Raw genomic sequence first — 23,132 nt, 5'->3', positions numbered from 1 at the left:
TTCCACCGGATGTACGTGGGCAGCGGCGTGTTCAACGTCGTCGGCGTCCGCAAGCGCTGGTACCTGTTCTTCGGCGCGCTGGTGCTGGTGTGCATCGCGTCGATGGGGATCAAGGGCTTCAACTTCGGCATCGACTTCGAAGGCGGCACCCAGATCCAGCTGCCCGCCAACGGCAAGAGCGGGCAGATCACCGAAGAACGGGCCAAGGAGGTCTTCGCCTCCTCGCTGGGCAAGCCCGCCGACGAGGCGCAGAAGGTCGGCAGCGGCGTCTCGTCGACCATCCAGCTCCGTTCGGACACGTTGGACGCGGCCGAGGTCGCCAAGGTGAAGCAGGCCCTGTTCCAGGAACTGGGCCCGATCGGATCCTCCGGCCAGCCCAGCGTCCAGGCGATCAGTGACAGCGCGGTGAGCGCGTCCTGGGGCGGGGAGATCTCCCGGCAGGCGCTGATCGCGCTCGGGGTCTTCCTACTGGCGGTGACGCTGTTCCTGGCGTTGTACTTCGACCCCCGGATGGCGGCCGCGGCACTGGTCACCCTGCTGAACGACATCGTGGTGACGGCGGGTGTGTACTCGCTGATCGGTTTCGAGGTCACGCCGGCGACGGTGATCGGTCTGCTGACGATCCTCGGGTTCTCGCTCTACGACACGGTGGTGGTGTTCGACAAGGTCCGCGAGAACACACGTGGCCTGCTCGGCCTGACCCGCCGGACCTACGGGGAAGCGGCGAACCTGGCGTTGAACCAGACGCTGATGCGTTCGTTCAACACCTCGTTGATCGCGGCGCTGCCGATTCTCGGTCTGCTGGTGATCGGCTACCTCCTGCTCGGCTCCGGCACCCTGCAGGAGCTCGCGCTGGTGCAGCTCACCGGCACCGTGGTCGGTGTGCTGTCGTCGGTCGCGCTGGCGACCCCGCTGCTGGTCGACTTCAAGATGCGTGACCCGAAGTACCGGCAGCAGGCCGATCGGGTCGCCTCGCGACGCGCGAACCAGGCCCGCAAGGCCGCCGCCGAGCGCGACGACGACTTCGACCCGAACGACGAGGACTCGCTGGCCGCCGAACTCCGCAAGGAAAGGGCGTACGCCGCCGCGGCGAGCGTCCCCGCCCGGAACCAGAAGGCCCACAAGGGCCGCCCGTCGGGCAAGCGCAAGAAGTAACCGGCTTCCAAGCGCTATGAAGGGGCCTTTCATTGCAAATTTTGCAATGAAAGGCCCCTTCATAGCGACCGGTCACGGAACACAGGCGAGTTGGAGAGCAGGAAGTACATGGAGCTGGACAAGGCACTCGACCTGATCGCCGACGTGCCGGACTTCCCGGAACCCGGCGTGCTGTTCCGGGACCTGAGCCCGCTGTTCGCCGACGCGGCGGGTTTCAAGGCCGTCACCGACGCGCTGGCCGCCACCGTCGATCCCGGCGTCGACCTGCTGGCGGGAGTCGAAGCGCGCGGGTTCCTGCTCGCCGCCGCCGTCGGCTACTCCCGCGGTCTCGGCGTGGCGTTGATCCGCAAACCCGGCAAGCTGCCCAGGGTCGCGGGCCGGGTCGATTACACGCTGGAGTACGGCACCGCGACCGTCGAGCTCCCCGAAGGTGTCGTCGCGCCCGGCCAGCGTGTCGCGGTCCTCGACGACGTGCTCGCCACCGGTGGCACGGTCGCGGCGACCTGCAAACTGCTGGAAGACGCGAAAGCGCAGGTCACCGGGGTGTCGGTGGTCATGGAACTCGCCGGGCTCGGCGGTCGTTCCGTGCTTGAAGGGCGTCGTGTGGAGGCCCTCCGGGTGTGTTGAGCGGGCGTCCCAGGTGTGCCGTAAGGGGGAGCGGCTACGCTTGACGTCCGAAGGCCGCACGAAGCGCAGGAGGTGCGGGTGAGCCAAGAGCTCGATGCCGCGGTGTCCTCGAAGGACGGCACCGAGCAGAACGGTGCGACGCGACAGGGGGCCGCGCCGACGCCGTCCGCGACGCGCCGTGTCCGCGCCCGTCTCGCCCGCCGGATCACCGCGCAGCGTGCCGCGCCGGTCAAGCAGGTACTCGAGCCGCTCGCCGTCATCCACCGCGAGCTGCATCCGAACGCCGACCTCGCGCAGCTCCAGCGCGCCTACGACGTCGCCGAAGAGCTTCACCGGGAGCAGCGGCGCAAGTCCGGCGACCCGTACATCACGCATCCGCTCGCGGTCGCGACCATCCTCGCCGAACTCGGCATGGACACCACGACGCTGGTCGCCGCGCTGCTGCACGACACCGTCGAGGACACCGGTTACTCGCTGGAGAGCCTGAAAGCGGACTTCGGTGAGAAGGTCGGCGAGCTCGTCGACGGCGTCACCAAACTGGACAAGGTCAAGCTCGGCACGGCCGCCGAGGCCGAGACCATCCGCAAGATGGTCATCGCGATGGCGCGGGACCCGCGCGTGCTGGTCATCAAGCTGGCCGACCGGCTGCACAACATGCGCACCATGCGCTTCCTGCCGCCCGAGAAGCAGGCCCGCAAGGCGCGCGAGACCCTCGAGGTCCTCGCCCCGCTGGCGCACCGGCTCGGCATGGCGACGGTCAAATGGGAGCTGGAGGACCTGGCGTTCGCCATCCTGCAGCCGAAGAAGTACGACGAGATCGTCCGGCTGGTCGCCGATCGCGCGCCTTCGCGGGACACGTACCTGCGTTCGGTGATCACCGAGCTGACCGGCAACCTCGAAGGCTCGCGGATCACCGCCAAGGTCGAGGGCAGGCCGAAGCACTACTACTCGATCCACCAGAAGATGATCGTCCGCGGCCGCGACCTCGACGACATCCACGACCTGGTCGGCGTGCGGATCCTGGTCGAGGACGTCCGTGACTGCTACGCCGCGATGGGTGTCGTCCACGCGCTGTGGCAGCCGGTCCCCGGCCGGTTCAAGGACTACATCGCGCAGCCGCGGTTCGGCGTCTACCAGTCGTTGCACACCACGGTGATCGGGCCGGACGGCAAACCGCTGGAAGTCCAGATCCGCACCTACGAGATGCACCGCACCGCCGAGTACGGCATCGCCGCGCACTGGCGGTACAAGGAGACCAAGGGCACCCACAACGGGAACGCCGTGGACGTCGACGAGATGGCGTGGATGCGCCAGCTCCTCGACTGGCAGCGTGAGGCCGCGGACCCGGGCGACTTCCTGGAGTCGCTCCGCTACGAGCTCGCCTCGCGTGAGATCTTCGTGTTCACGCCCAAGGGCGACGTGATCACGCTGCCGGTCGATTCGACGCCGGTCGACTTCGCCTACGCCGTGCACACCGAGGTCGGGCACCGCTGCATCGGCGCCCGCGTCAACGGCAGGCTCGTCGCGCTCGAGCGCAAGCTGGAGAACGGCGAGGTCATCGAGATCTTCACCTCGAAGGCCGAAACGGCGGGGCCGAGCCGCGACTGGCTGCAGTTCGCGGGTTCGCCCAAGGCCCGCGCGAAGATCCGGCAGTGGTTCGCCAAGGAACGCCGCGACGAGGCGATCGAAGGCGGCAAGGAGGCCATCACCAAGGAGGTCCGCAAGGTCGGCCTCCCGATCCAGCGGCTGGTCTCCGCCGAGTCGATGGGCGCGGTCGCCACCGAACTCCGGCACCCCGACATCAGTTCGCTGTACGCCGCCGTCGGCGAGGGCCACACCAGCGCGAAGCACGTCGTGCAACGCCTGGTCGCGCTCATCGGCGGGGTCGACGAGGCGGAGGAGGAGCTCGCCGAGCGCGCGACCCCGTCCACCGTCACCCGCCGCCGCGGCTCGAACGACGTCGGTGTCGTGGTGAAGGGCGCCAGCGACGTCTGGGCCAAACTCGCCCGCTGCTGCACGCCGGTGCCGGGCGACGAGATCCTGGGTTTCGTCACGCGTGGCGGCGGTGTCAGCGTCCACCGGACCGACTGCACCAACGCCGACGACCTGACGGCGCAGCCCGAACGGCTGGTCGAGGTCGAGTGGGCGCCGTCGGCCTCGTCGGTGTTCCTCGTCGCCATCCAGGTCGAGGCGCTGGACCGGCACCGGCTGCTCTCGGACGTCACCAAGGTGCTCGCCGACGAGAAGGTCAACATCCTGTCCGCGTCGGTGACGACGTCTCGCGACAGGGTCGCGGTCAGCCGGTTCTCCTTCGAGATGGGCGACCCGAAGCACCTCGGCCACGTGCTGAAGGTGGTCCGAGGCGTCGAGGGCGTTTACGACGTGTATCGGGTCACTTCGGCTTCGTGACCACCGGTGGGCCCCGGATAGGGTTCGGGGCATGACTGACGGGTTCGAGTTCACTCGCGACGGCGAGGTCGCGCGGCTGACGTTCACCAGGCCGGAGAAGATGAACGCGATCACCTACGGGATGTGGTCGGCGATCCCGGACGTGGTGGCGCGGGTGGAGGCGGACCCGGCGATCAAGGTCCTCGTGCTGACCGGCGCGGGTGCGCATTTCTCGGCGGGCGCGGACATCAGCGAGTTCCGTGACCTGCGGTCCACCGCCGAGGCCGCCGAGACCTACGACAAGGCCGTCGACGGCGCCGTGGCGGCGCTGACCGCGTCGCGGAAGCCGACGGTGGCGATGATCCAGGGGAACTGCATCGGCGGAGGTTGTCAGATCTCGGTCGCCTGCGACTTCCGTTTCGCCGCCGAGGGTGCACGTTTCGGCATCACGCCGGCGAAGCTCGGGATCGTCTACCACTTCGACTCGACACGGCAGCTGGTCTCGTTGGTCGGCCCGGCGAACGCGAAGTACTTCCTGCTCTCGGGTGAACTCGTCGACGCGCGGCGGGCACGGGAGATCGGGCTGCTCAACGACGTCTTCCCGGCCGGAGAGCTGGAGGCCTCGACGGCGAAGTTCGTCGAGACGCTGGCTTCGCGTTCTCAGGCGTCGGTGCGCGGGATGAACCGGATCATCGAGAAGATCGTTGCCGGACAAGAGGAATCCGACACCGAAGTGGACGAGATCCGGCTCGGTGCCCTGCACGGCGAGGACTACGCCGAGGGCGTGGCCGCGTTCCTGGCGCGGAGGCCGCCGAAGTTCACCTACCGCTGAGGCCCGCCGGGCGTCGTGCGTAGCCGGTCGGTCACCGCTCGTCGAATGAGCGCCCGTTCGGCGGGAACCGGGCGAGGCAAACGGCATAATCGCGGATTCCGATGGAGTAATTCCCGTCGCCGTGCCGCTTTGCTTTCACTCGGCGTGCTCGATTGAATTCGAGCCGTTCGGAGCCGGTGCTCGCTGTTGACGAGGTGAATTCGGGCCGTTATTCTCGCCGAGATGGGAAAACTGGGGAAGTAAAGCGGTCGGCGTGCCTCGGCATGTCTCTGTGGGGAAAGTTATTTCTTTTATGGCCACGGTCGAAGTTCCGGCTTAGTGGTCTTTTTCGAAGTGTGACCGTGTCTTTGTGTTTTGAGCTGCCCTCTCTCGGGTGGAAAGTCCCCTTCGGTCCCGGAGCGCTCATCAGCGTCAACAACACCGATTAACGTAGCGGCCCGGCTCCGGAAAACGATCAGGGGATTCGATGCTCGTTCGTCGCGGCCGGAAAACCGGTAGCGGAGATGTCGCGCTGTTCGCGTTTCTCGTGGCGTATTCGGTGTCGTCGTTCGGGACCTTTCTCAACCTGATCGCGCTGGCCTTGTTCACGCTGGAAGTGACCGGCGGGCCGCTCGGCCTCGGCGCGGTGATGGCGGTCCGCATCGGCGCCGGTTTCCTGTTCGGTGTGCCGGCGGGACGGCTCGCCACACGGTACGAGCGACGGCGGCTGATGGTCGTCGCGGATCTCGCGCAGGCGGCGGCGATGATCGTGCTCGGCATCGCCGGGCAGGCGGTCGGGCTGGGCGGGCTGCTCGTGGCCGCCGCCGTACTGGGCGCGGGCAACACGGTGTTCTCGGTGTCGTTGCGGACGAGCGTGCCCGCGATGGTGGGACAGGACCGGCGGGTACGGACGAACGGGCGGCTGGTCGCGGGGCGATCACTGGGGACGGTGCTGGGCTACGCGGCGGCGCCCGTCGTTGTCATGGCGGGCGGATTCGAGGCCGCGTTCCTGATCAACGCCGCGTCGTTCCTGGTGTCGGCGGCGGTGTTGTGGCTGCTTCCCTTGAATACCAACGGGTCCGGCACGGAGAAGGTGGCCGTGCCGACCGGCGGACCCCGGGCGAGGGTGGCGGCCGGACTGTCGTCGGTCGTCCTCGGCTTGGTGCTCATCCGAGGCTCTGACGCCTTCGGTTCCGCGTCGCACAACGTGGCCCTGCCGGTGCACGCGGGCGCGGAGTGGCCGGGTGCGCCGTACGCCTTCATGAGCTGGTTCTGGACGGCTTGGGCCGTCGGCACCATCGCGGTGCAGTGGGTCGTCCGCCGGACGGACCACGGCAGGGTGGCGTGGCTCGGCGAACGCGCGTTCGCCGCCGGGACCGTGCTGATGTCGGTGGCGTTCGTGGTCGCGTTCACCGGCTTGCCGATCCCGTTGCTGGTGGTGGTCCTGTTCGTCGCGGGCCTCGCCGACGGGCTCACCGAGGTCGCATATCTGAGCAGGCTGCAGGCCGCGCCGGAAGCGGAACGCGCGCGGTTGTTCGGCCTGTCGGCCAGCGCGGAAACGGCCGGTTTCGCCACCGGGATGGCCACCTGCGGCCTGCTGCTCGAGGTCGCGCCTCCGCCGGTCGTCGTCGCGGCCTACCACGCCCTCCCAGTCCTCGTGGTCGGGATCGTCCTGCTGCGCCTTCGTAGCCGTCGGCCGGGGGCCGTCGGCGTAGTGCCCAGTGCCGCGAAAGCGGTGAAGAAAGGATCGTGATGGGGGAAGCGTTGGTTCACGGGGAACCGCTCGAACTGGGGGAAGGTGAGCGAGTCGATCTCGCTCAAGCGCTGCGGAACGCCGCGGCCGGCGCGCCCGATCGAGCGGTGGTGACGCTGGACGCCGCGGGAAAGCCGGATCGCTGTCCTTACCCGGAACTCCTGGCCAAGGCGAGCGCGGTGCGGGCCCGGCTGCGGGACCTCGGAGCGGGCCCCGGCGATCCGATCGTCCTGTCCGGCCTGCCGCTCGCCGAGTTCTTCCCGGCCTTCTGGGGATGTGTGCTCGGTGGGGCGCTGCCGGTGCCGATGGCGGGCGCGGCGGAGGACGACGCGTCGCGGCGGCGGCTGAAGTATGTGGCCGAGCTGCTGGGTGATCCCCTGGTGCTCGTCGACGGCACGGCGCCGGGCTTGTCCGGTTTGCGGCTCGCGCGGGTGTCGACGGAGCCGATGAGCGCACTGCCCGAACTCGGCCTTCACTCACCGGCGCCGGATGATCCGGCCCTGGTGATGCTGTCCTCCGGCAGTACCGGCGCCGCCAAGGCGATCCCGCTGACGCATCGCGGCCTGATGGAGTTCGCGGCCGGGTCCCGCGAGGCGCTCGGCCTGCGGCCGGAGGACACCACGCTGAACTGGCTTCCGGTGGACCACAGCGGGGCCTTGCTCCTCTACCACGTGCTCGAGGTCTACGCGGGTGTGACGAACGTGCACGTGCCGACCGAGCTGGTACTGGGCAGGCCGAGCCGCTGGCTGGACCTGCTCGCCGAGTACCGGGTCGCGCACAGCTGGTCGCCGGCGTTCGGGTTCGCGCAGGTCGCCGCGGAGTTGGCCGGGGACACCCGCGACCGGGATCTGTCCTCGGTCCGCACCCTGGTTTGCGGCGGCGAGCAGATCCAGCTGCCGGTGATGTCGCGCTTTCTCGAACGGACCGCCCGGTTCGGCATAGAGGAGAGCCGGATCCGGCCGGTGTGGGGGATGACGGAGACGGTCACCGCGATCACCTTCGGCAGTCTCGGTACGCCGGACAGCGTGCACCGGGTGCTGAAGTCGAGCCTCGACGGCGAACTGCGCGAAGCCCCCGATTCCGCGGAAGAGCACGAGTGCAGCACGTTCGTGGCGGTCGGTTCCCCCGCGCCCGGGGCGAGCGTGCGGGTGGTGGACGAGGCGGGCGAACTGCTGCGCGAGCGTGAGATCGGCAGGCTGCAGGTGCGCTCCGCCCGCGTCACCCCCGGATACCTGCACGCCGAAGAGGCGAACCGTGCCGCGTTCCCCGCGCCGGGGTGGCTGGACACCGGCGATCTCGCGTTCCTGGCGAACGGTCAGGTCGTGCTCACCGGCAGGGCCAAGGATCTGATCATCCTCAATGGACAGAACCATTTCTGCCACGAGATCGAGGAGGTCGTATGCGCGGCGGGCGGCGCCCAGGCCGGTGAGGTGGCCGCGGTGGGCCTGCCCAACGCCGAGTCCGGTACCGAGGACCTGGTCGTCCTGATGGCGGCGCGCGCGGCCGGATTCGACGCGGTCGCGAAGGCGGTGCGGGAGGCGGTGTTCGGCCGGTTGCGGCTGACCGTGGCGAAGGTGGTCCCGGTCGCACCCGACGAGTTCCCGCGGACCGGCGGCGGCAAGGTCCAGCGCGCCGAACTGCGGCGGCGACTGCTCGCCGGGGAACTCGGGCGGGCGGGAACCGGCGACGTCCGCGCCACCGTCCTCGCGGCGGTCCGGGACGTGCTCGGCCAGGACGTCGATCCGCGCACGCCGTTCTACGAGGCGGGGATGACCTCGGTGACCGTGGTCAGGCTGACCACGACGCTGACCACGCTGCTCGGCCGGGACGTGCGGCCGACCCTGGCGTTCGAGTACCCGACCCCAGCCCTGCTCGCCGACCACCTGTCGGGACCGGACCGGGCGAAGGAGCCCACCGTGGTGGCCACCCCGGCGCACGACGACCGGATCGCGATCATCGGTGTCGCCGTGCGGTTGCCCGGTGCGACGGACCTCGACGGATTCTGGGCCGACCTGCGCGACGGCGTGTCCCGCGTGCGGACCTTCGACGGCGGGGAACCGGGGGTGGTCCCGGTCGCCGGCGCGCTCGACGACGTCGACTCGTTCGACGCGGACTTCTTCGGGATGAGCCCGCACGAGGCGGCACTGACCGCGCCCGCTCACCGCCTGTTCCTGGAGTGCTGTCACGAGGCACTCGAATCGGGCGGCTACTCGGCGGCGGACGCGGGGACCAGGATCGGCGTGTTCGCCGGATCGGGCATGCAGCTTTACGGCCACCAACGGCGCGTCGCTCAAGACGCGCGTCCACCCGCCCCGGACGAGCTGACCGCGATGCAGACGGCGATGGGAACGGAGCCCGACTTCCTGGCAGGCCGGGTGGCGCATCGGCTGGGGCTCTCGGGGCCCGCGGTCGGGGTGCAGACGGCGTGTTCGACCGGGCTGGTCGCGCTGCACCTCGCCGGACAGGCACTGCTCACCGGGGACGCCGACCTGGCCTTGGCCGGGGCGGCGGCCGTCCATCTCCCGCAGGATTCGGGCTACCGGTCGTACCCGGGCGGGATCCTTTCGCCGACCGGTGCCTGCCGGGCGTTCGACGCCGGCGCGGACGGCACGGTCGGCGGCAACGGGGTGATCGCGGTCCTGCTGAAACGGCTCGACCGGGCGATCGCCGACCGTGACACCGTGCACGCGGTGATCCTGGGTTCGGCGGTGAACAACGACGCGGGCCGCACCGCGGGGTTCGCGACGCCGAGCGTCTCCGGGCAGGCCGACGTCGTCCGGCTGGCACTGGCACGCGCCAGGGTGGCGGCGTCGTCCGTCACCTACGTCGAGGCGCACGGCACCGGTACCGCGCTGGGCGACCCGGTCGAGTTCGAGGCGCTCAGCCAGGCCTACGCGGAGGACGGCCACACCGGGTTCTGCGCGCTGGGCTCCGTCAAGCCCGGCATCGGCCATCTGGACACCTGCGCCGGTCTCGCCGGCTTGGTCAAGACGGTGCTGATGCTGAAGCACGGAGAACTGGTGCCGACCCTGAACCTGGACCGGCCCAACCCGGAACTCCGGCTGGCTGGCAGCCCGTTCGTGCTGGCGACGGAGCACAAGCCGTGGATCACCGACGGACCGCGGCGGGCCGGGGTCAGCGCGCTGGGCGTCGGCGGCACGAACGTCCACGTGATCCTGGAACAGGCCCCGATGACCCCACCGGCACCGGCGGCGCGGGGACCGGTGCTGCTGCCCGTGTCGGCCGCCGACGCCGAGGGGCTGTCCGCGCTCACCGGCGCCCTCCGAGATCATCTGCGCGCGCACCCCGATCTGCGGGCGCCGGACGTGGCGGCCAGCATGGCGCTCGGCAGGCCGCATCGGTCGCACCGGCTCGCCGTGGTCGGGGGTGACACCACCGAACTGGCGGCCGAGCTCGGCGCGGTCGGCGAGGAAACCTTCGCACCGCACCAATTCGGCACGCTCGCGTTCGCCTTCTCCGGACAGGGCGCGGCGTATCGGGGGATGGCCGCACGGCTTCGGGACACGTTCCCTGTCTTCCGTGAAACGCTGGACGAGTTGCTGGGCCTCGCCGAGGAATTCGGGGCCGCCGGTGTGGCCGACGCACTGCTCGGCACGCCGGATCCGGCCACCGTTCTGTCTACAGTAGAGGGACAGCCCGCGCTGTTCTGTCATCAGTTCGCGCTGGCGCGGCTCTGGCTGTCGTGGGGTGTGCGGCCGGATTTCGTGGTCGGGCACAGTTTGGGGGAGTACGCGGCGCTGGCCGTGGCCGGCGGGATCGACGTGGCCGACGGGCTGCGGCTGACCTGCTTGCGCGGCAGGCTGATGCAGGGGACCGCGGCGGGCGGCATGATCGCGGTCCGCGTCTCGCCGGAGCGGGGCGGGCGGCTCGCCGTCGCGACCGGGACCGAGGTCGCGGTGGTCAACGGCGAACGGTCCTGCGTGCTGTCCGGGCCGTCGGCGGCGATCGCGGCCGCGGAGACCCTGCTCGACCGGGAAAACCTCTCCTGGCAAAGGCTTCCGGTGGACCGGGCCTTTCATTCGGCGCTGCTCGAACCCGTTCTCGACGAATTCGAACGCGCGGCCGGAGCGGTGCGGTTCGGCCCGTTGCGGATGCCGTTCGCGAGCAACCTGGGCGGGGTGATCCCGGCCGGCGCCTCGATCGACGCGCGCTACCTGCGGAGGCAGATCCGTGAGACGGCGCGGTTCGACGAGTCGCTCCGAGCGCTCGAACGTGCGGAGTGCGGGACCTACCTGGAGATCGGCCCGCGTGAGGTGCTCGGTTCGATGGGACGCGCCGCCCTCCCGCACCGGTACTGGCAGCCGTCCGTGCAGCCCGGCGACGAGTGCGCCGCGCTGCTGCGCGCGGCCGCCGCGTTGTACCGGCGCGGCGCGGACCTGGATTGGGCGGAGCTGGCGCCCGCCGGCCGCCGCGTCCCGTTGCCCGGGTACCCCTACCGGCGAGTCCGCTTCGCGCGGCCGTCGGCTCCCGCCCCGTCCGGCGCCGGGCAGGTGAGCTCGGGGGCGGTCCTCGCCGAGGTCCGGCGGCTCGCGGCCGACCGGCTCGGCGCCGACGACCTGCCCGAAGACACGTCCTTCGTGGCGGGCGGCGCCGATTCGCTCGCCCTGATGGGGCTGGCCCGTGAACTGGAGCGTGCCTTCGGCGTGCGGATCGGCATCCGGGAGCTGCTCTCCGAAGCGGGTACTCCGGCGAAAGTGGCGGAGTTGATCGAGCGAAGCGGCGGAGCGCCTCCCGCCTCCGGTGAAAGCGAGCCGGAACCCGCCACGCCGGTCGAAGACGTGTCTCTTCACGGGTTGATGGACCGGCAGCTGAAGCTCGCCGAAACCATGATGCGCCAGATGACGGAGCTGATGCACCGGCAGCTCGACGTGGCCCGAGGGGCCCCGGACACCGTGGCGTCCGTGCCGAAGCCGGTCGATCGCCCGGCCCGTCCGGTGGTGATGCCCGTCGTGTCACCCCCGGAACCGGAGACTCCCGGGGCGGGCTGCGCGTTCAGCCTCTACTTCTTCGGCGACTATCCCGATCGGGACCAGCAGGACAAGTACCGGCTGATCATGGCCGCCGCGCGCTTCGCCGACGAGCACGATTTCCACACGCTTTGGTTGCCGGAGCGGCATTTCGACTCCTTCGGCGCGCTCTTCCCGAATCCATCGGTGCTGGCCGCCGCGCTGGCCGCCCGTACCGAGCGGATCCGGCTGCACGCCGGGTCGGTCGTGCTTCCGCTGCACCATCCCGTCCGGGTCGCCGAAGAATGGTCCGTCGTGGACAACCTGTCTTCGGGCCGCGTCGGACTGTGCGTGGCGAGTGGCTGGCACACCAGGGATTTCGCGCTGGCACCGGAGAACTTCGGCAACCACCGCGACCTGATGTACGAGGGGCTGGACACCGTGCGCCGGCTCTGGGCGGGGGAGGAGATCACCCTCGTCGCGGGCGACGGCGCGCCCGCCGCGGTCCGCCTGCATCCGGCGCCCATCCAGCCGCGCCCGCCGATGTTCGTCGCCGTGGTCGGAAACCCGGACAGCTACCGCCGGGCCGCCGCGGCGGATCTCGGCGTGGTCACCAATCTGATGACCCAGGACGTCTCCGCGCTGGCCGGCAACATCGCGCTCTATCGGCGCACGCGCGCCGAACACGGGCTCGATCCGGCCTCGGGACGGGTCGTGGTGCTGGTGCACACCTTCCTCGGCGCGGACCACGAACGCGCGCGCCAGCAGGCGTTCCGGCCGTTCTGCGACTACCTGCGCTCGTCGCTTTCGCTGCTCGGCCAGGTCGGGGACAGCCTGGGGCTGAACATCGACCTGGACGGCGCGACCGACGAGGACATCGAGTTCCTGCTCGGCGACGCCTACGAACGCTACTGCGGATCCCGTGCCCTGATCGGCAGTCCCGAGCGATGCGCGCCGGTGGTGGACGCGCTCGTGGCGGCGGGGGCCGACGAGATCGCCGCCTTCGTGGATTTCGGTGTCCCGCCGGAGCAGGTGCTCGACGCGCTGCCTCTGCTCGACGGCCTGCGCCGTCGCTACCAGTCGTCCGACCTCGAACCGTCCCCCGCGCAACGGCGAATCTGGTTCCTGGAAAGGATGTTCCCCGGCACCGGCGCCTACCACGAGCCCAAGGCGATCCGGCTGGACGGACGCCTGGACGACGTGGCGCTGCGGGAGTCGGTGTCGCGCGTGGTTTCGGCGCATCCCGCCTTGCGCACGGTCTTCCACGAGCGGGACGGCGTACCGCGGAAATCCGTGCTGCCGTCGATGACCGTCGAGTGCCCGCTGATCGACCTGTCCGGGCGCACCGAAACCGAAGCCCTCGCCGAAATCCGAGCCAGGTTCGCCCGGACCCGGCTCGCGCTCGACACCGGGCCGTTGGTCGCCTTCGCGCTGGTCCGGCTCGCCGAGGACCGCCATCTGTTCTGTCTGGTGGCCCACCACATCGTCTTCGACTCGGCGTCGACCGCGGTGTTCCTGCGTGATCTCGCCGCGCACTACCGCGCTTGGCCGGGCCTGCCCGCGATCCGGACCGGGCCGGTGCCCGAGACCGAGGTCGAGACCGGGGATCCCGGCGAGGATCTCGCGTTCTGGCGCGACGAACTGGGCGGGCTGCCCGAACTCGCGCTGCCGGCCGACCGGCCGCGGCCACCGGTGCCGTCCCGGCGGGGAGCCGCGCTGAGCGACGAGTTGGCGGCGGGTCTCGGCGAACCGCTGCGCGCCGTCGCGGCCGCCTGTGGCAGCACCGTGTTCATGGTGTTGCTCGGCGCGATCGGCGCCGTGCTCGGCCGGTACGGCGGGCAGCCGGATTTCGCGGTCGGTACGGTCGTCAGCAGCAGGCCTCATTCCGCGAGGGACGCGATCGGCCTCTTCCTCGACACGGTCCCGGTCCGCCTGGACCTGTCCGGCGACCCCACCTTCGCGGAGTTGACCCAGCGCGTCAGGGACCGCACCACCCGGGCGTACGAACATCGGACCGTCCCGTTCGACGAACTGGTCGGCCAGCTGAACCCCGATCGTGCCGCGAACCGCAATCCCCTGTTCGACGTGCTGATCGAGTTCGAAAACGCGGTGGACGAGCCCTTCGCGCCGCCGCTGACGGCCACCGCGCTGGACATGGCCCGCGACGAGGTTCCGTTCGACCTCGCCTTCTATCTGACGGCGCACGGTGACGGGTTGCGCTGCCTGGTCGAGTACAGCACCGACCTGTTCGACGAAGCGACCATCGCCCGGGCGCTGAATCTGCTGAAACAGGTTCTGCGCCAAGCGATCGCGAAGCCGTCGGCACGGCTTTCCGAGCTCACGACGCCGACCAGGGAAGACGTGGTGCTGCTCGACCGGTGGCAGCACGGCGGGCCGGAACGGACGGCGGGGTGCCTGCACACCGCGGTCGAGCGGCAGGTCGCCAGTACGCCCGACGCCACGGCACTGATCGGCGACGACGGTGAGCTGAGCTACCGCGAACTGGACCTTCTCGCCGAGTCGATCGGGCGGCTGCTGGTCGGTCTCGGCGTCACCCGCGGGCAGATCGTGGCGGTCTCCCTGCCGCGTGGCCCGCAGCTGATCGCCGCGCTTTACGGCGTGCTCAAGAGCGGCGCGGCGTATCTGCCGCTGGATCCGCGGCTGCCACCGCAGCGGTGCCGGTTCATGCTGCGGGACAGCGGTGCGGTGCTCGTGCTGACCACGAAGGCGGTGCTCGTCGCGCAGCCCGCGCTGGGGGAGTTCCCGGTGCGGCTCGCGGAAGAGATCGTGCCGGATCCGAAGGCGCCGGAGCTGCCCGAAGTACGGCCGGATTGGCCCGCGTACTGCATGTACACCTCCGGATCCACCGGAACCCCGAAGGGGGTTCTCGTCTCGCATCGCGGTCCGGCCAACGTCATCGCCTGGCAACGGGAGCAGCATCCGCCGATGCGCACCCTGCAATGGACGTCGCCGAGTTTCGACATCAGCGTGCAGGAGATCTTCTCCACCTTGGCCGCCGGTGGGGCACTGGTGCTGCTCGACGACGAGCGGCACAAGGACCGCGACGCCGTCGCCGAGGTGATCGAACGGCACCGCGTGGAGCGGATCCTGATGCCGTTCACCCCGCTGAAGCATCTGGTCGAACCCGGCCTCACCGCGCCGTCGATGCGCTTGATCCTGTGCTGCGGGGAGCCGCTCGTGCTCACTCCGGCACTGCGCCGGTTCCTCGCCGAGCATCCCGATTGCGCGCTGCACAACCAGTACGGTCCGACCGAGGCTTCGCTCATCGCCACGGACCACGCGGTGGATCCGCACGGTGAGCCCCGGCCGCCGATCGGGGTCCCGATCGACGGCGTGCGGCTGCTCCTGCTGGACCAGACCGGCCGCCCGGTCCCGCTCGGCGCCATCGGCGAAATCCATCTCGGCGGGGCCGGGCTCGCCGAGGGTTATCTCGGCAGACCGGAGGAAACCGCCGCGGCCTTCGTCGAGGCCAGGCCCGGTGAACGGTGGTATCGCACGGGCGACCTCGGCCGGTGGCGCGGCGACGGAACCCTCGAATTCCTCGGCAGGCTCGACGACCAGGTGAAGATCCGCGGCAACCGGGTCGAACCCGGGGAGACACAGCGGGTGCTGGCCGGGTTGGACGAGGTGGCGGACGCGGCCGTCGTCGTCCGCCGGGATCACCGCGGCGACGCGGAACTCGCCGGCTACGTCGTGTTCGCCGGCCCGTCCGCACCGGATCCGTGGGCGCGGATCACCGAAGCGCTCGCCGAAGAACTGCCCTCGTACCTGATCCCGACCCGCTGGGTCGCGCTCGACCGGCTGCCGACGACCACCAGCGGCAAGCTGGATCGCTCCGCGCTGCCCGAGCCGACGTCGACGGCAGTGGACGGGGACCACGCTCTGCCGTCCACGGACGCCGAACGTCGCCTGCACGCGCTCTGGTGCGCCGAACTCGGCCTGAGCGAGGTGGCGGTCGATCGATCCTTCTTCGCCGTGGGCGGGCATTCGCTCGCGGTGGTCAGACTGGCGGGCCGGATCACCGAGGAGTTCGGGGTACCGGTCTCAGTCACGGAGTTCTTCCGCGCGCCGACGATCCGCGCGATGGCCGCGCGGCTGGGCGGGCCGCCCGAACCCGCCGTCACCCGGACCGTTCCGTTGACGTCACTGCAACGCAGGCTCTGGAGACGTCAAGCGGAGAACCCGCGGCCGCAGGTGTACAACGTCGGATATCGCGTGGACCTGCGGGGCGAGCTGGACCCGCCGGCGCTGCACCGCGCTCTCGACCGGCTGGTGGCCAGGCACGACGCCTTGCGCGGTCGTGTCGCGTTGTCCGGTGACGGGCCGCGGATCGAGGTGCTGCCCCCGTTCACGCTCGATCTGCCGGTGGAGCGTCTGGGTACCGAAGACGCGGCCGTCGACTGGTGCGGCACAGTCGTCGCGGAACCGTTCGTGCTCACCGAGGCACCGCTGCTGCGTGCCCGGCTCGGCCGGATCGCCGTCGATCGCTGGGTACTGGTGCTCGTCCTGCACCACCTGGTCTGTGACGGCTGGTCCATGAACATCCTGTGGCAGGAGCTTTCCGAGCTGTATGCCGCCGAGATCGGCGCGACGTCCACACCGCTGCCCGAACCCGAAACGCAGCACTCGGACTACGCACGCCGGCAGACCGGGCACGACCACGCGGCCGACGTCCGCTATTGGCGAAGCGAACTCGCGGACGCCGACCTGCGCTGGCGGCTTCCGTACGACCGGAAACCGCCGGCCCGGCCCAGCGGGAAGGGCGATCTGCATCAGGTCCACCTCGCCCCCGAACGGCTTCGCCGCATCGACGGGGTGGCCGCGGCGGCGGGCACGACCCGGTCCGTGCTCCTCGCGAGCGTGTTCTTGCTGTGGGCGCGAGAAACCTGCGGTCAACAGGACCTCGTTCTCGCCGTTTCCAGCGCCCGCCGGACTCGCCGCGAACACGAGCGGACGGTCGGCATGATCGGCGAGGCCGTGCCCCTGCGAGTCCGGCTCGGGGAAACCGCGGAACTGCCCGACGTCATGGCGGCGGTGGCGGAGAAGCTGTTCGCCTCGCTCGATCATCAGGAACTTCCGCTCGACGAGACCATCGCGCTCGCCCGGCAAGGCGTCGATCGGTACCCCGCCGTGTTGTTCACCGTCGTCACGACGCCGCAGTCGGAGCTGAACCTGCCTGGCTTGTCGGCCACAGTGCACGATTCGCCGGTGGCGGGCTGCGCCAGAACGGAGCTCTACGTCGTGTTCGCCGAAGACGAGGGCGGGCTGAGAATCACCTTTGAATATTCCACGGATTTGTTCGACGCGGCCACGATCGGCCGCTTCGCCCGAGACATCCTGCGAATGCTGGAGTGCTGCTCCGAATGAGAGGTAAGGCCGTAACCGAACGCGCCCGCCAGGTCTTCCGACCGGGCGGGCGCGCCGTTGAACTCCAGCTTGAGGTCAGGCGTTGACCGTGACGCCGGTGAACTTGACCTCGGTGTTGGGCGGGCCGGTGCCGTCGCCGTTGCCTGCCTGCGCGTTCGCGCCGGCCTTGGCGACCTTGTCGAGCACCTTCAGGCCTTCGTCGGAAATGCTGCCGAAGACCGAGTACTCGGCGGGCAGTTCGGCCTCGCCGTAGACCATGAAGAACTGGCTGCCACCGGAGTTCGGCTGCTGCGTCTTCGCCATCGCGAGGATGCCGCGGCCGTACTTGATCTCCTTGAACGCCTCGTCCGGCATGGTGTAGCCCGGGCCGCCCATACCGCTGGCCTCGGGGTCACCGCACTGCAGCATCTGCAGGCCGGAGGTGCCGAGCCGGTGGCACTTGGTGTCGTTGAAGTAGCCCTGCTGGGAAAGGCTGATGAAGCTCTGCACGGCGCACGGGGCGAGCGCCCGGTCCAACGTCAGCGGGATGTCTCCCGCGGTGCTCTTCAGCACGACGTTCACCGTGCCGTTCGAAGAGACGTCCTTGCCTTCCGGCTTGTTCACCTTCTTCGACGCCGGCTTGGCGGAGTCGTCCTTGTAATCACAGGCCACCGGGTTCGCCAGCGGCGTCGGCCGCTTCGGCATCGGAGCGCGCTCCGTGGGGATGGTGACCTCGGGGGTCGGAGGAGCCGAGCTCGGGGAAGCGTCGGAGGCGGCATCGTCACCACTGCTACTGCTGACGATCCACCACACCGCGCCCGCCACGATGGCGACGACGCCGACGACCGCCACCGAGCCGACGATCTTGCGTCGTTTGGCCTGTTCGGCCCGTCGCACGATCTGTCGCTCGAGCTTGCGCTTCGCGGCTTCGCGGCGCTGCTGGTTGGTCGGCACCCGCCCTCCCGGTTTCCACTCGATGTTCACACGTCTGAGGTGGGAGGAGTCTATGGGCACAGGCTGTGAGACCCCTGTACAGGGGCCGCTACGCTTACTTGATCGTGATCAGGGCCATCCTGTCACCTGTTCGGCGGAAGATCTGAGGAGGCGTTTCGTGCTGGTTGTCGGTTTTCCGGCAGGCCCCCTCGAAGCCAACTGCTACCTGCTCGCCCCGGACGACGGCGGTGAATGCGTGATCGTCGATCCCGGCGAGGACGTCGTCGAGCCGCTCGAAGCCGCGCTTTCCGCCCACGGCCTGACGCCGGTCGCGATGCTCGCTACCCACGGCCACCCTGATCACGTCGCTTCGGCGGCCGAGGTCGGCGCGCGCCACGGGATACCTCTTCATCTGCACGAGGCGGACCGGCCACTGCTGGGTCAGGGCGCCGGGGAACGGAAGGACGGGATCGTGCCACTCGTCGATGGCCCGCTCAGGCTGGCCGGACTGGAGATCACGGTGTCCCGCACACCGGGGCACACCGCCGGTTCGGTGGTCTTCGGGCTGACCTCCGCCGAGGGCGGCCGTATCGCGCTCACCGGGGACAGCCTGTTCGCCGGTTCGATCGGCCGGTCCACCGGCGACGGCGACGAACTCGTGCGGTCCCTCGGCGCCAAGGTGATGACACTGCCCGACGACACCGTCGTCCTGCCGGGCCACGGTCCGGCCACCACGATCGGGCAGGAGCGGGCGGGCAACCCGTTCCTGGCCGGGACGGGCGCGTGATGGCTGAGCCGACCGGGACCCCGGAGACCCCCGAACGTCTCCCGCTGTTCCACGACGACCCGAAACTGCGTCGCAGGCGCGGCTGCTCCAGCATCGCCGGTGTGGTGATCTTCGCGGCCGCGTTCGGCGGGATCGCCGGACTGATCGGCGGTGAGATCGCCGGGCTCGTGGTCGCCGGCGTGATCGCGGTGCCGCTGCTCTACGTCATGTTCTACAACCTGCGCCGCCGAGTCTGGCTCGAAGGCGAAACGCTCATCGTCCGGACCTGGGGTGTGCGGCGGATCGATCTGACCGCGGCCGAACGCATCGACCTGGTGATCAGCGACGTGCGCGGCACCCGGACGGTCAGCCTGCTGGTCAACGCGGGCAAACGCCGCAAGGTCGCGAAGGTCGACATGGCCGTGTACTCCGGCGCGGGCGGCCGCGAGCTGGGCATCCTGCAACTGCGCAAGCTGGCGAACGCGCTGCTGAACAACACCGAGGCGAACGGCCTGGTGTTCTCGGAACTGCTGGTGGCGCAACTGAAGTCGGAGGCGCGCGGGGACGCGGCGGCGGAACGGCCGCTTTACCGGCTCGCCTCGGCGGCGCCCAGCGGGAAGTACATCCAGCGGTTCACGATGGAAGCGGTCAGCCGGTTCGTGGCGACCTTGGACTGACCGGTGTGGCGCCGAGTGTCATGAAAGGGTCGTTCAGGACAAAAAGTGTCCTGAACGACCCTTTCATGACACTTGCTCAGGGCGGGCCCTCGCGGTCTCCAGCTTCTCCAGCCGTGTCTTGATCTCTTCCAGCTGGTAGACGATCTCCGGCAGTTCGCCCGCGGCGAAGGTCGCCAGCCGTTCGGAGTGCTTGAGCGTCGCTCGCACGTCGTCGAGTGCGGCGGCGATCCTCGGGACCGCCTCGACGGCCTCCAGTGTCGAGACGAGCACGCGCCGCGCGACGGCGGTCAGCTGTCTCGGGACGGCGAACGCAGCGTCGAAAACATCCAACATGGCCCCTCCGATCACGCGGCGAACCTCGGGTGCGGCCTCTTCGTACCCGACTCCGGCCCGTGATCGCGCGGTGGACCGCGCTTTGGGGCGGCTGTGACTACAGGGACTCTTGTGGCTCCCTCGAGGCGATCAGCGCGGCCAGCACGGTGGTCACCGGGACTGCCGCGACGATGCCGACGCTTCCGGCCAGCGTCCGCACGATCTCCTGCGCGATGCTCTCCGCGCCGAGGATGGAGCCGAGTCCGACGCCGGAAAGCGAGGTGTACAGCAGCACCGGCAGCGCCGCCCCCGCGTACGCCATCACGAGGGTGTTGACCGCCGAGCCGACGTGGTCACGCCCGATCCGCAGGCCCGCGCCGTAGAGCTCACGCCAGCCGAGCGACGGGTTCGCCCGCCGGAGTTCCCACACCGCGCTCGTCTGCGTCACCGTGACGTCGTCCAGCACACCGAGCGCGCCGATCACGACGCCCGCCAGCAGCAGCCCCCGCGCGTCGATCCCGTGCCCGAGGGAGCCGATCAGCTGCGAGGTGCTGTCGTCCAGCCCGGTCAGCGACGCCGCGGCCGAGAAGATGGCCGACAGGACGCCGATCAGGACCAGGCTCACCAAAGTGCCCAGCACCGCCACCGAGGTTCTCGCGGACAACCCGTGTGTCAGATACAGCGCGACGAACATGATCGCGCCCGCGCCCGCGATCGCCACCAGCAGCGGACTTTCCCCGGCGAGGATCGATGGCAGCACGAAGAGCGCCAGCACCAGGAAGCTCAGCCCGAGCGCGATCAGCGCGGCGAGCCCCTGCCAGCGGCCCAGCACGATCACCGCGAGCGCGAACAACCCGGCGAGCAGCAGCAACGGGATGCCCCGCTGGAAGTCGACGATCTGGAACGACGCGGGATTCGCGACGTCGCCGCCGTTGTAGGACAGCACCACCTTGTCGCCCGCGGCGAACCGCGGCGTGCTCGGCTCGATCGGCAGCGTCAGCTTCAGCGACTTTCCGGTCCCGGGGCCATCGGTCATCGTCAGTGCGCTGGTGAGACACGGTTTCGCGTCCGGCGGCGGCTCACCGACCTGGACCTGTCCCTCGGCGAGACACGGGCCGGTGATCGTCCCGGTGACCGTGGCGTTCACCGGGACTCCCTGCGGGAAGACGCTTTTCGCCGGATCCTTGCCCCACGGGTAGAGCAGGATCATGCCGGCGACGGTCGCGACGGCGAGCGGGATCAGCAGCCACATCAGCAGCAGCCGGACCCGGCGCGACGCGGGCGCCGCCGGTCCGTGGCCGTGCGCGTGCCCGTGGCCGACTGGTTCGGGCTTCGGCTCGGCGGCGCGACGTCTGCCCGGTTCGGCCTGCCGCGGCCGCTGTGCCGGGGGACGGGGGCGTCGCGCGCCCTCGGGGCGCGGCGAACGGGACGTTCCGGGCGAACGATCGGACGGGGTGTCCGTAACCCGGCGAATCGGGCCGGTGTCGTCGTCGGAGAGGTCGCGGCGGTTCACCCGCATATCCTCCACAGTGCGGGCCGCGGTCCGCACACGGCCTAGCCGAACGCCTGCCGAAGGTGGACACGGCGATAGGCCGACGGCGGGGTGTCGAAGTGATCGAGGAAAGCCTGGCGAAGTGTCTCGGTGGAGCCGAACCCGCATCGCCTCGCGATCGAGGTCAGCGGAAGTTCCGTGCCGCACAACAGTTTCGCCGCGTTTTCGGTCCTCGCCGCGCGTACGTACCTGCTGGGCGTGGTGCTGAGGTGCGCGTCGAACAACCTGGTCAGCTGCCGGGTGCTGATCCCGGCCCGTTCGGCGAGGACGGTGGTGCCGAGATCGCCCGCGAGGTGCTCGGCGACGTACGCGGTGATGTCGCGGACCAGCCGGTTCTCTGGCGGCGGGCCGGACAGGAACATGCTCACCTGCGCCTGGTTCCCCGGCCGTTGCAGGTAGGTCACCAGCATGCGGGCGACCTCCCTGGCGACGCTCGGGCCGTGGTCCTCCTCGACGAACGCGAGCGTGAGGTCGATCCCGCTGGTCACCCCGGCCGCCGTGTAGACGTTGCCGTCGCGCACGTACAGCGGCACCGGATCCACGTTCACCTGCGGGTAGCTCATCGCCAGCCGGTTCGCGAACCGCCAGTGGGTGGTGGCGCGGCGTCCGTTGAGCAGCCCGCAAGCGGCGAGCACGGTCGCGCCGGTGCACACCGAGGCGACGCGGCGGGTGTCCTGCGCGAGCCTGCGGATGTGGGAGACCATCCTCGGATCCGCGGCGGCGGTCTCGTGCCCGGTGCCGCCCGCGACGATCAGCGTGTCCAGTTCGCCGGTCACCTGGTCGAGCCGGTGCTGTGCCTGCAACGTCAGCCCGGACTCGCAGCGGATGCCGCGGCCGTCGACGCTGGCGAGCAGGATCTCGTATCCCGGCTTGCCCCCGAGTTTGGTCGCGGCGTCCAGAACATCCGCCGGACCGGCGATGTCGAGCATCTCCGCATTGCTGTAGCCGACGATCAACACTCGTCTGGGTGAACCCGGCATGATCGAACGCTAGCAGTAACGCCCGGCCGTCGGACGTTGTTCGCAGGAATCCGGACATCGGGCCCACCGCGATCCCGCGTCTGCGCCACGTTTGTCCCATGACAGACGACAAGAAGACGATCGCGTTCGTGGTGTATCCGGGGATGACCCCGCTCGACCTGGTCGGGCCGCTGACCGTGCTGGACGGGATGGCGAGCACGGTGCAGGAGTACCGGACGGTCGTGGTCGGGGAGACGAAGGACCCGGTCACCACCGACAACCCGCTGAAGCTCGTGGCGACCCACACCTACGACGAGGTGCCGTCGCCGTACGCGCTGCTCGTGCCCGGCGGCGCCGCTCCGACGCTGAAGGCACTCGCCGACGAGAAGCTGATCGGCTACCTGCGGAAAGCCGGGGCGAACGCGGAACTCGTGACCTCGGTGTGCACGGGATCGCTGCTGCTGGGGCAGGCCGGGCTGCTGGAGGGGCGTCGCGCCGCGACGCACTGGATGTTCCGTGAACTGCTGGGCGCGTTCGGGGCGGAACCGGTCGCCGAACGCTGGGTCGAGGACGGGAACGTGATCACCGCCGCCGGGGTGTCGGCGGGGATCGACCTCGCGCTGCACCTGGTCGAGCGGCTCGTCGGGGCCGAGATCGCGCGGACGATCCAGTTCGTCATCGAATACGACCCGGAGCCGCCGCAGGGCCCGCTCGACTGGTCGAAGCGGCCGTACGGGGACCTCAAACCGCTGCTGGAGCACACGGTGAACGAGGCGCTCGCGGACGCACCCGCCCTGCGAGACCGGCTGCTCGCGCACACGGGGAAGTAAGGGGGGCGGCCATCCGGGTGAGAAATCACCGATAC

Annotated in this window: 13 protein-coding genes; 9 read left to right on the top strand and 4 right to left on the bottom strand. The window is 70.0% G+C overall.

What is annotated here, in order from left to right; genetic code table 11:
- The first annotated feature begins 9 nt into the window (after nucleotides 1–9).
- The 6 genes from secF to ACIHAO_RS27770 all read left to right on the top strand — a co-directional run bounded on the left by secF (nucleotide 10) and on the right by ACIHAO_RS27770 (nucleotide 17,089).
- Complete coding sequence (secF, locus tag ACIHAO_RS27795) at nucleotides 10–1,155, top strand: protein translocase subunit SecF (protein ID WP_396562657.1); 1,146 nt, start codon at nucleotides 10–12, stop codon at nucleotides 1,153–1,155.
- A 108-nt stretch (nucleotides 1,156–1,263) separates the two neighbouring features.
- A complete protein-coding gene (locus tag ACIHAO_RS27790) occupies nucleotides 1,264–1,782 on the top strand; it encodes an adenine phosphoribosyltransferase (RefSeq protein WP_396562619.1) in 519 nt (172 codons plus the stop codon).
- Between the two features lie 102 nt (nucleotides 1,783–1,884).
- Nucleotides 1,885–4,191: a bifunctional (p)ppGpp synthetase/guanosine-3',5'-bis(diphosphate) 3'-pyrophosphohydrolase gene (locus ACIHAO_RS27785; RefSeq protein WP_370311031.1), complete on the top strand. Its 2,307-nt coding sequence runs from the start codon at nucleotides 1,885–1,887 to the stop codon at nucleotides 4,189–4,191.
- 31 nt (nucleotides 4,192–4,222) lie between these two features.
- Nucleotides 4,223–5,002 carry an enoyl-CoA hydratase/isomerase family protein gene (locus tag ACIHAO_RS27780; protein ID WP_396562617.1) on the top strand — a complete coding sequence of 260 codons (780 nt, stop codon included), beginning with the start codon at nucleotides 4,223–4,225 and terminating at the stop codon, nucleotides 5,000–5,002.
- A gap of 466 nt (nucleotides 5,003–5,468) precedes the next feature.
- Entirely contained in the window at nucleotides 5,469–6,734 is a 1,266-nt protein-coding gene (locus ACIHAO_RS27775) for an MFS transporter (RefSeq protein WP_396562615.1), read from the top strand.
- A complete protein-coding gene (locus ACIHAO_RS27770; RefSeq protein WP_396562613.1) occupies nucleotides 6,734–17,089 on the top strand; it encodes an amino acid adenylation domain-containing protein in 10,356 nt (3,451 codons plus the stop codon). Before ACIHAO_RS27775 ends, ACIHAO_RS27770 begins: the two co-directional genes overlap by 1 nt.
- A gap of 75 nt (nucleotides 17,090–17,164) precedes the next feature.
- Here the strand turns inward: ACIHAO_RS27770 and ACIHAO_RS27765 are convergent, their stop codons facing one another.
- Complete coding sequence (locus ACIHAO_RS27765) at nucleotides 17,165–18,022, bottom strand: peptidylprolyl isomerase (RefSeq protein WP_125788109.1); 858 nt, start codon at nucleotides 18,020–18,022, stop codon at nucleotides 17,165–17,167.
- A gap of 157 nt (nucleotides 18,023–18,179) precedes the next feature.
- Between ACIHAO_RS27765 and ACIHAO_RS27760 the strand changes: the two genes are divergently transcribed.
- Nucleotides 18,180–18,788 carry an MBL fold metallo-hydrolase gene (locus ACIHAO_RS27760; RefSeq protein ID WP_396562611.1) on the top strand — a complete coding sequence of 203 codons (609 nt, stop codon included), beginning with the start codon at nucleotides 18,180–18,182 and terminating at the stop codon, nucleotides 18,786–18,788.
- Entirely contained in the window at nucleotides 18,788–19,444 is a 657-nt protein-coding gene (locus tag ACIHAO_RS27755; protein WP_125796830.1) for a hypothetical protein, read from the top strand. Before ACIHAO_RS27760 ends, ACIHAO_RS27755 begins: the two co-directional genes overlap by 1 nt.
- 63 nt (nucleotides 19,445–19,507) lie before the next feature.
- Here ACIHAO_RS27755 and ACIHAO_RS27750 read toward each other — a convergent pair whose 3' ends face one another.
- From ACIHAO_RS27750 to ACIHAO_RS27740, 3 genes are all read right to left on the bottom strand, one after another.
- Nucleotides 19,508–19,777 (bottom strand): hypothetical protein, encoded by a 270-nt coding sequence (locus ACIHAO_RS27750; protein WP_396562608.1) that lies wholly within the window; start codon nucleotides 19,775–19,777, stop codon nucleotides 19,508–19,510.
- Between the two features lie 97 nt (nucleotides 19,778–19,874).
- Nucleotides 19,875–21,269, bottom strand: a complete 1,395-nt coding sequence (locus ACIHAO_RS27745) for a YibE/F family protein (protein WP_396562606.1) — start codon at nucleotides 21,267–21,269, stop codon at nucleotides 19,875–19,877.
- A gap of 41 nt (nucleotides 21,270–21,310) precedes the next feature.
- Entirely contained in the window at nucleotides 21,311–22,288 is a 978-nt protein-coding gene (locus ACIHAO_RS27740) for a GlxA family transcriptional regulator (protein WP_396562604.1), read from the bottom strand.
- A 98-nt stretch (nucleotides 22,289–22,386) separates the two neighbouring features.
- Between ACIHAO_RS27740 and ACIHAO_RS27735 the strand changes: the two genes are divergently transcribed.
- A complete protein-coding gene (locus ACIHAO_RS27735) occupies nucleotides 22,387–23,097 on the top strand; it encodes a DJ-1/PfpI family protein (protein WP_396562602.1) in 711 nt (236 codons plus the stop codon).
- Nucleotides 23,098–23,132 lie beyond the last annotated feature (35 nt).

Source organism: Amycolatopsis sp. NPDC052450, assembly GCF_044547565.1.
GTDB lineage: Bacteria > Actinomycetota > Actinomycetes > Mycobacteriales > Pseudonocardiaceae > Amycolatopsis.
The sequence above is the reverse complement of the archived record's forward strand: the minus strand, read 5'-3'. Positions and strand labels throughout refer to the sequence as shown.

What these genes read in the sequence shown, in the direction of transcription:
- secF (WP_396562657.1), top strand. Translation starts at nt 10, where the DNA reads ATGTACGTGGGCAGCGGCGTGTTCAACGTCGTCGGCGTCCGCAAGCGC.
- ACIHAO_RS27790 (WP_396562619.1), top strand. Translation starts at nt 1,264, where the DNA reads ATGGAGCTGGACAAGGCACTCGACCTGATCGCCGACGTGCCGGACTTC.
- ACIHAO_RS27780 (WP_396562617.1), top strand. Translation starts at nt 4,223, where the DNA reads ATGACTGACGGGTTCGAGTTCACTCGCGACGGCGAGGTCGCGCGGCTG.
- ACIHAO_RS27775 (WP_396562615.1), top strand. Translation starts at nt 5,469, where the DNA reads ATGCTCGTTCGTCGCGGCCGGAAAACCGGTAGCGGAGATGTCGCGCTG.
- ACIHAO_RS27770 (WP_396562613.1), top strand. Translation starts at nt 6,734, where the DNA reads ATGGGGGAAGCGTTGGTTCACGGGGAACCGCTCGAACTGGGGGAAGGT.
- ACIHAO_RS27755 (WP_125796830.1), top strand. Translation starts at nt 18,788, where the DNA reads ATGGCTGAGCCGACCGGGACCCCGGAGACCCCCGAACGTCTCCCGCTG.
- ACIHAO_RS27750 (WP_396562608.1), bottom strand. Translation starts at nt 19,777, where the DNA reads ATGTTGGATGTTTTCGACGCTGCGTTCGCCGTCCCGAGACAGCTGACC.
- ACIHAO_RS27740 (WP_396562604.1), bottom strand. Translation starts at nt 22,288, where the DNA reads ATGCCGGGTTCACCCAGACGAGTGTTGATCGTCGGCTACAGCAATGCG.
- ACIHAO_RS27735 (WP_396562602.1), top strand. Translation starts at nt 22,387, where the DNA reads ATGACAGACGACAAGAAGACGATCGCGTTCGTGGTGTATCCGGGGATG.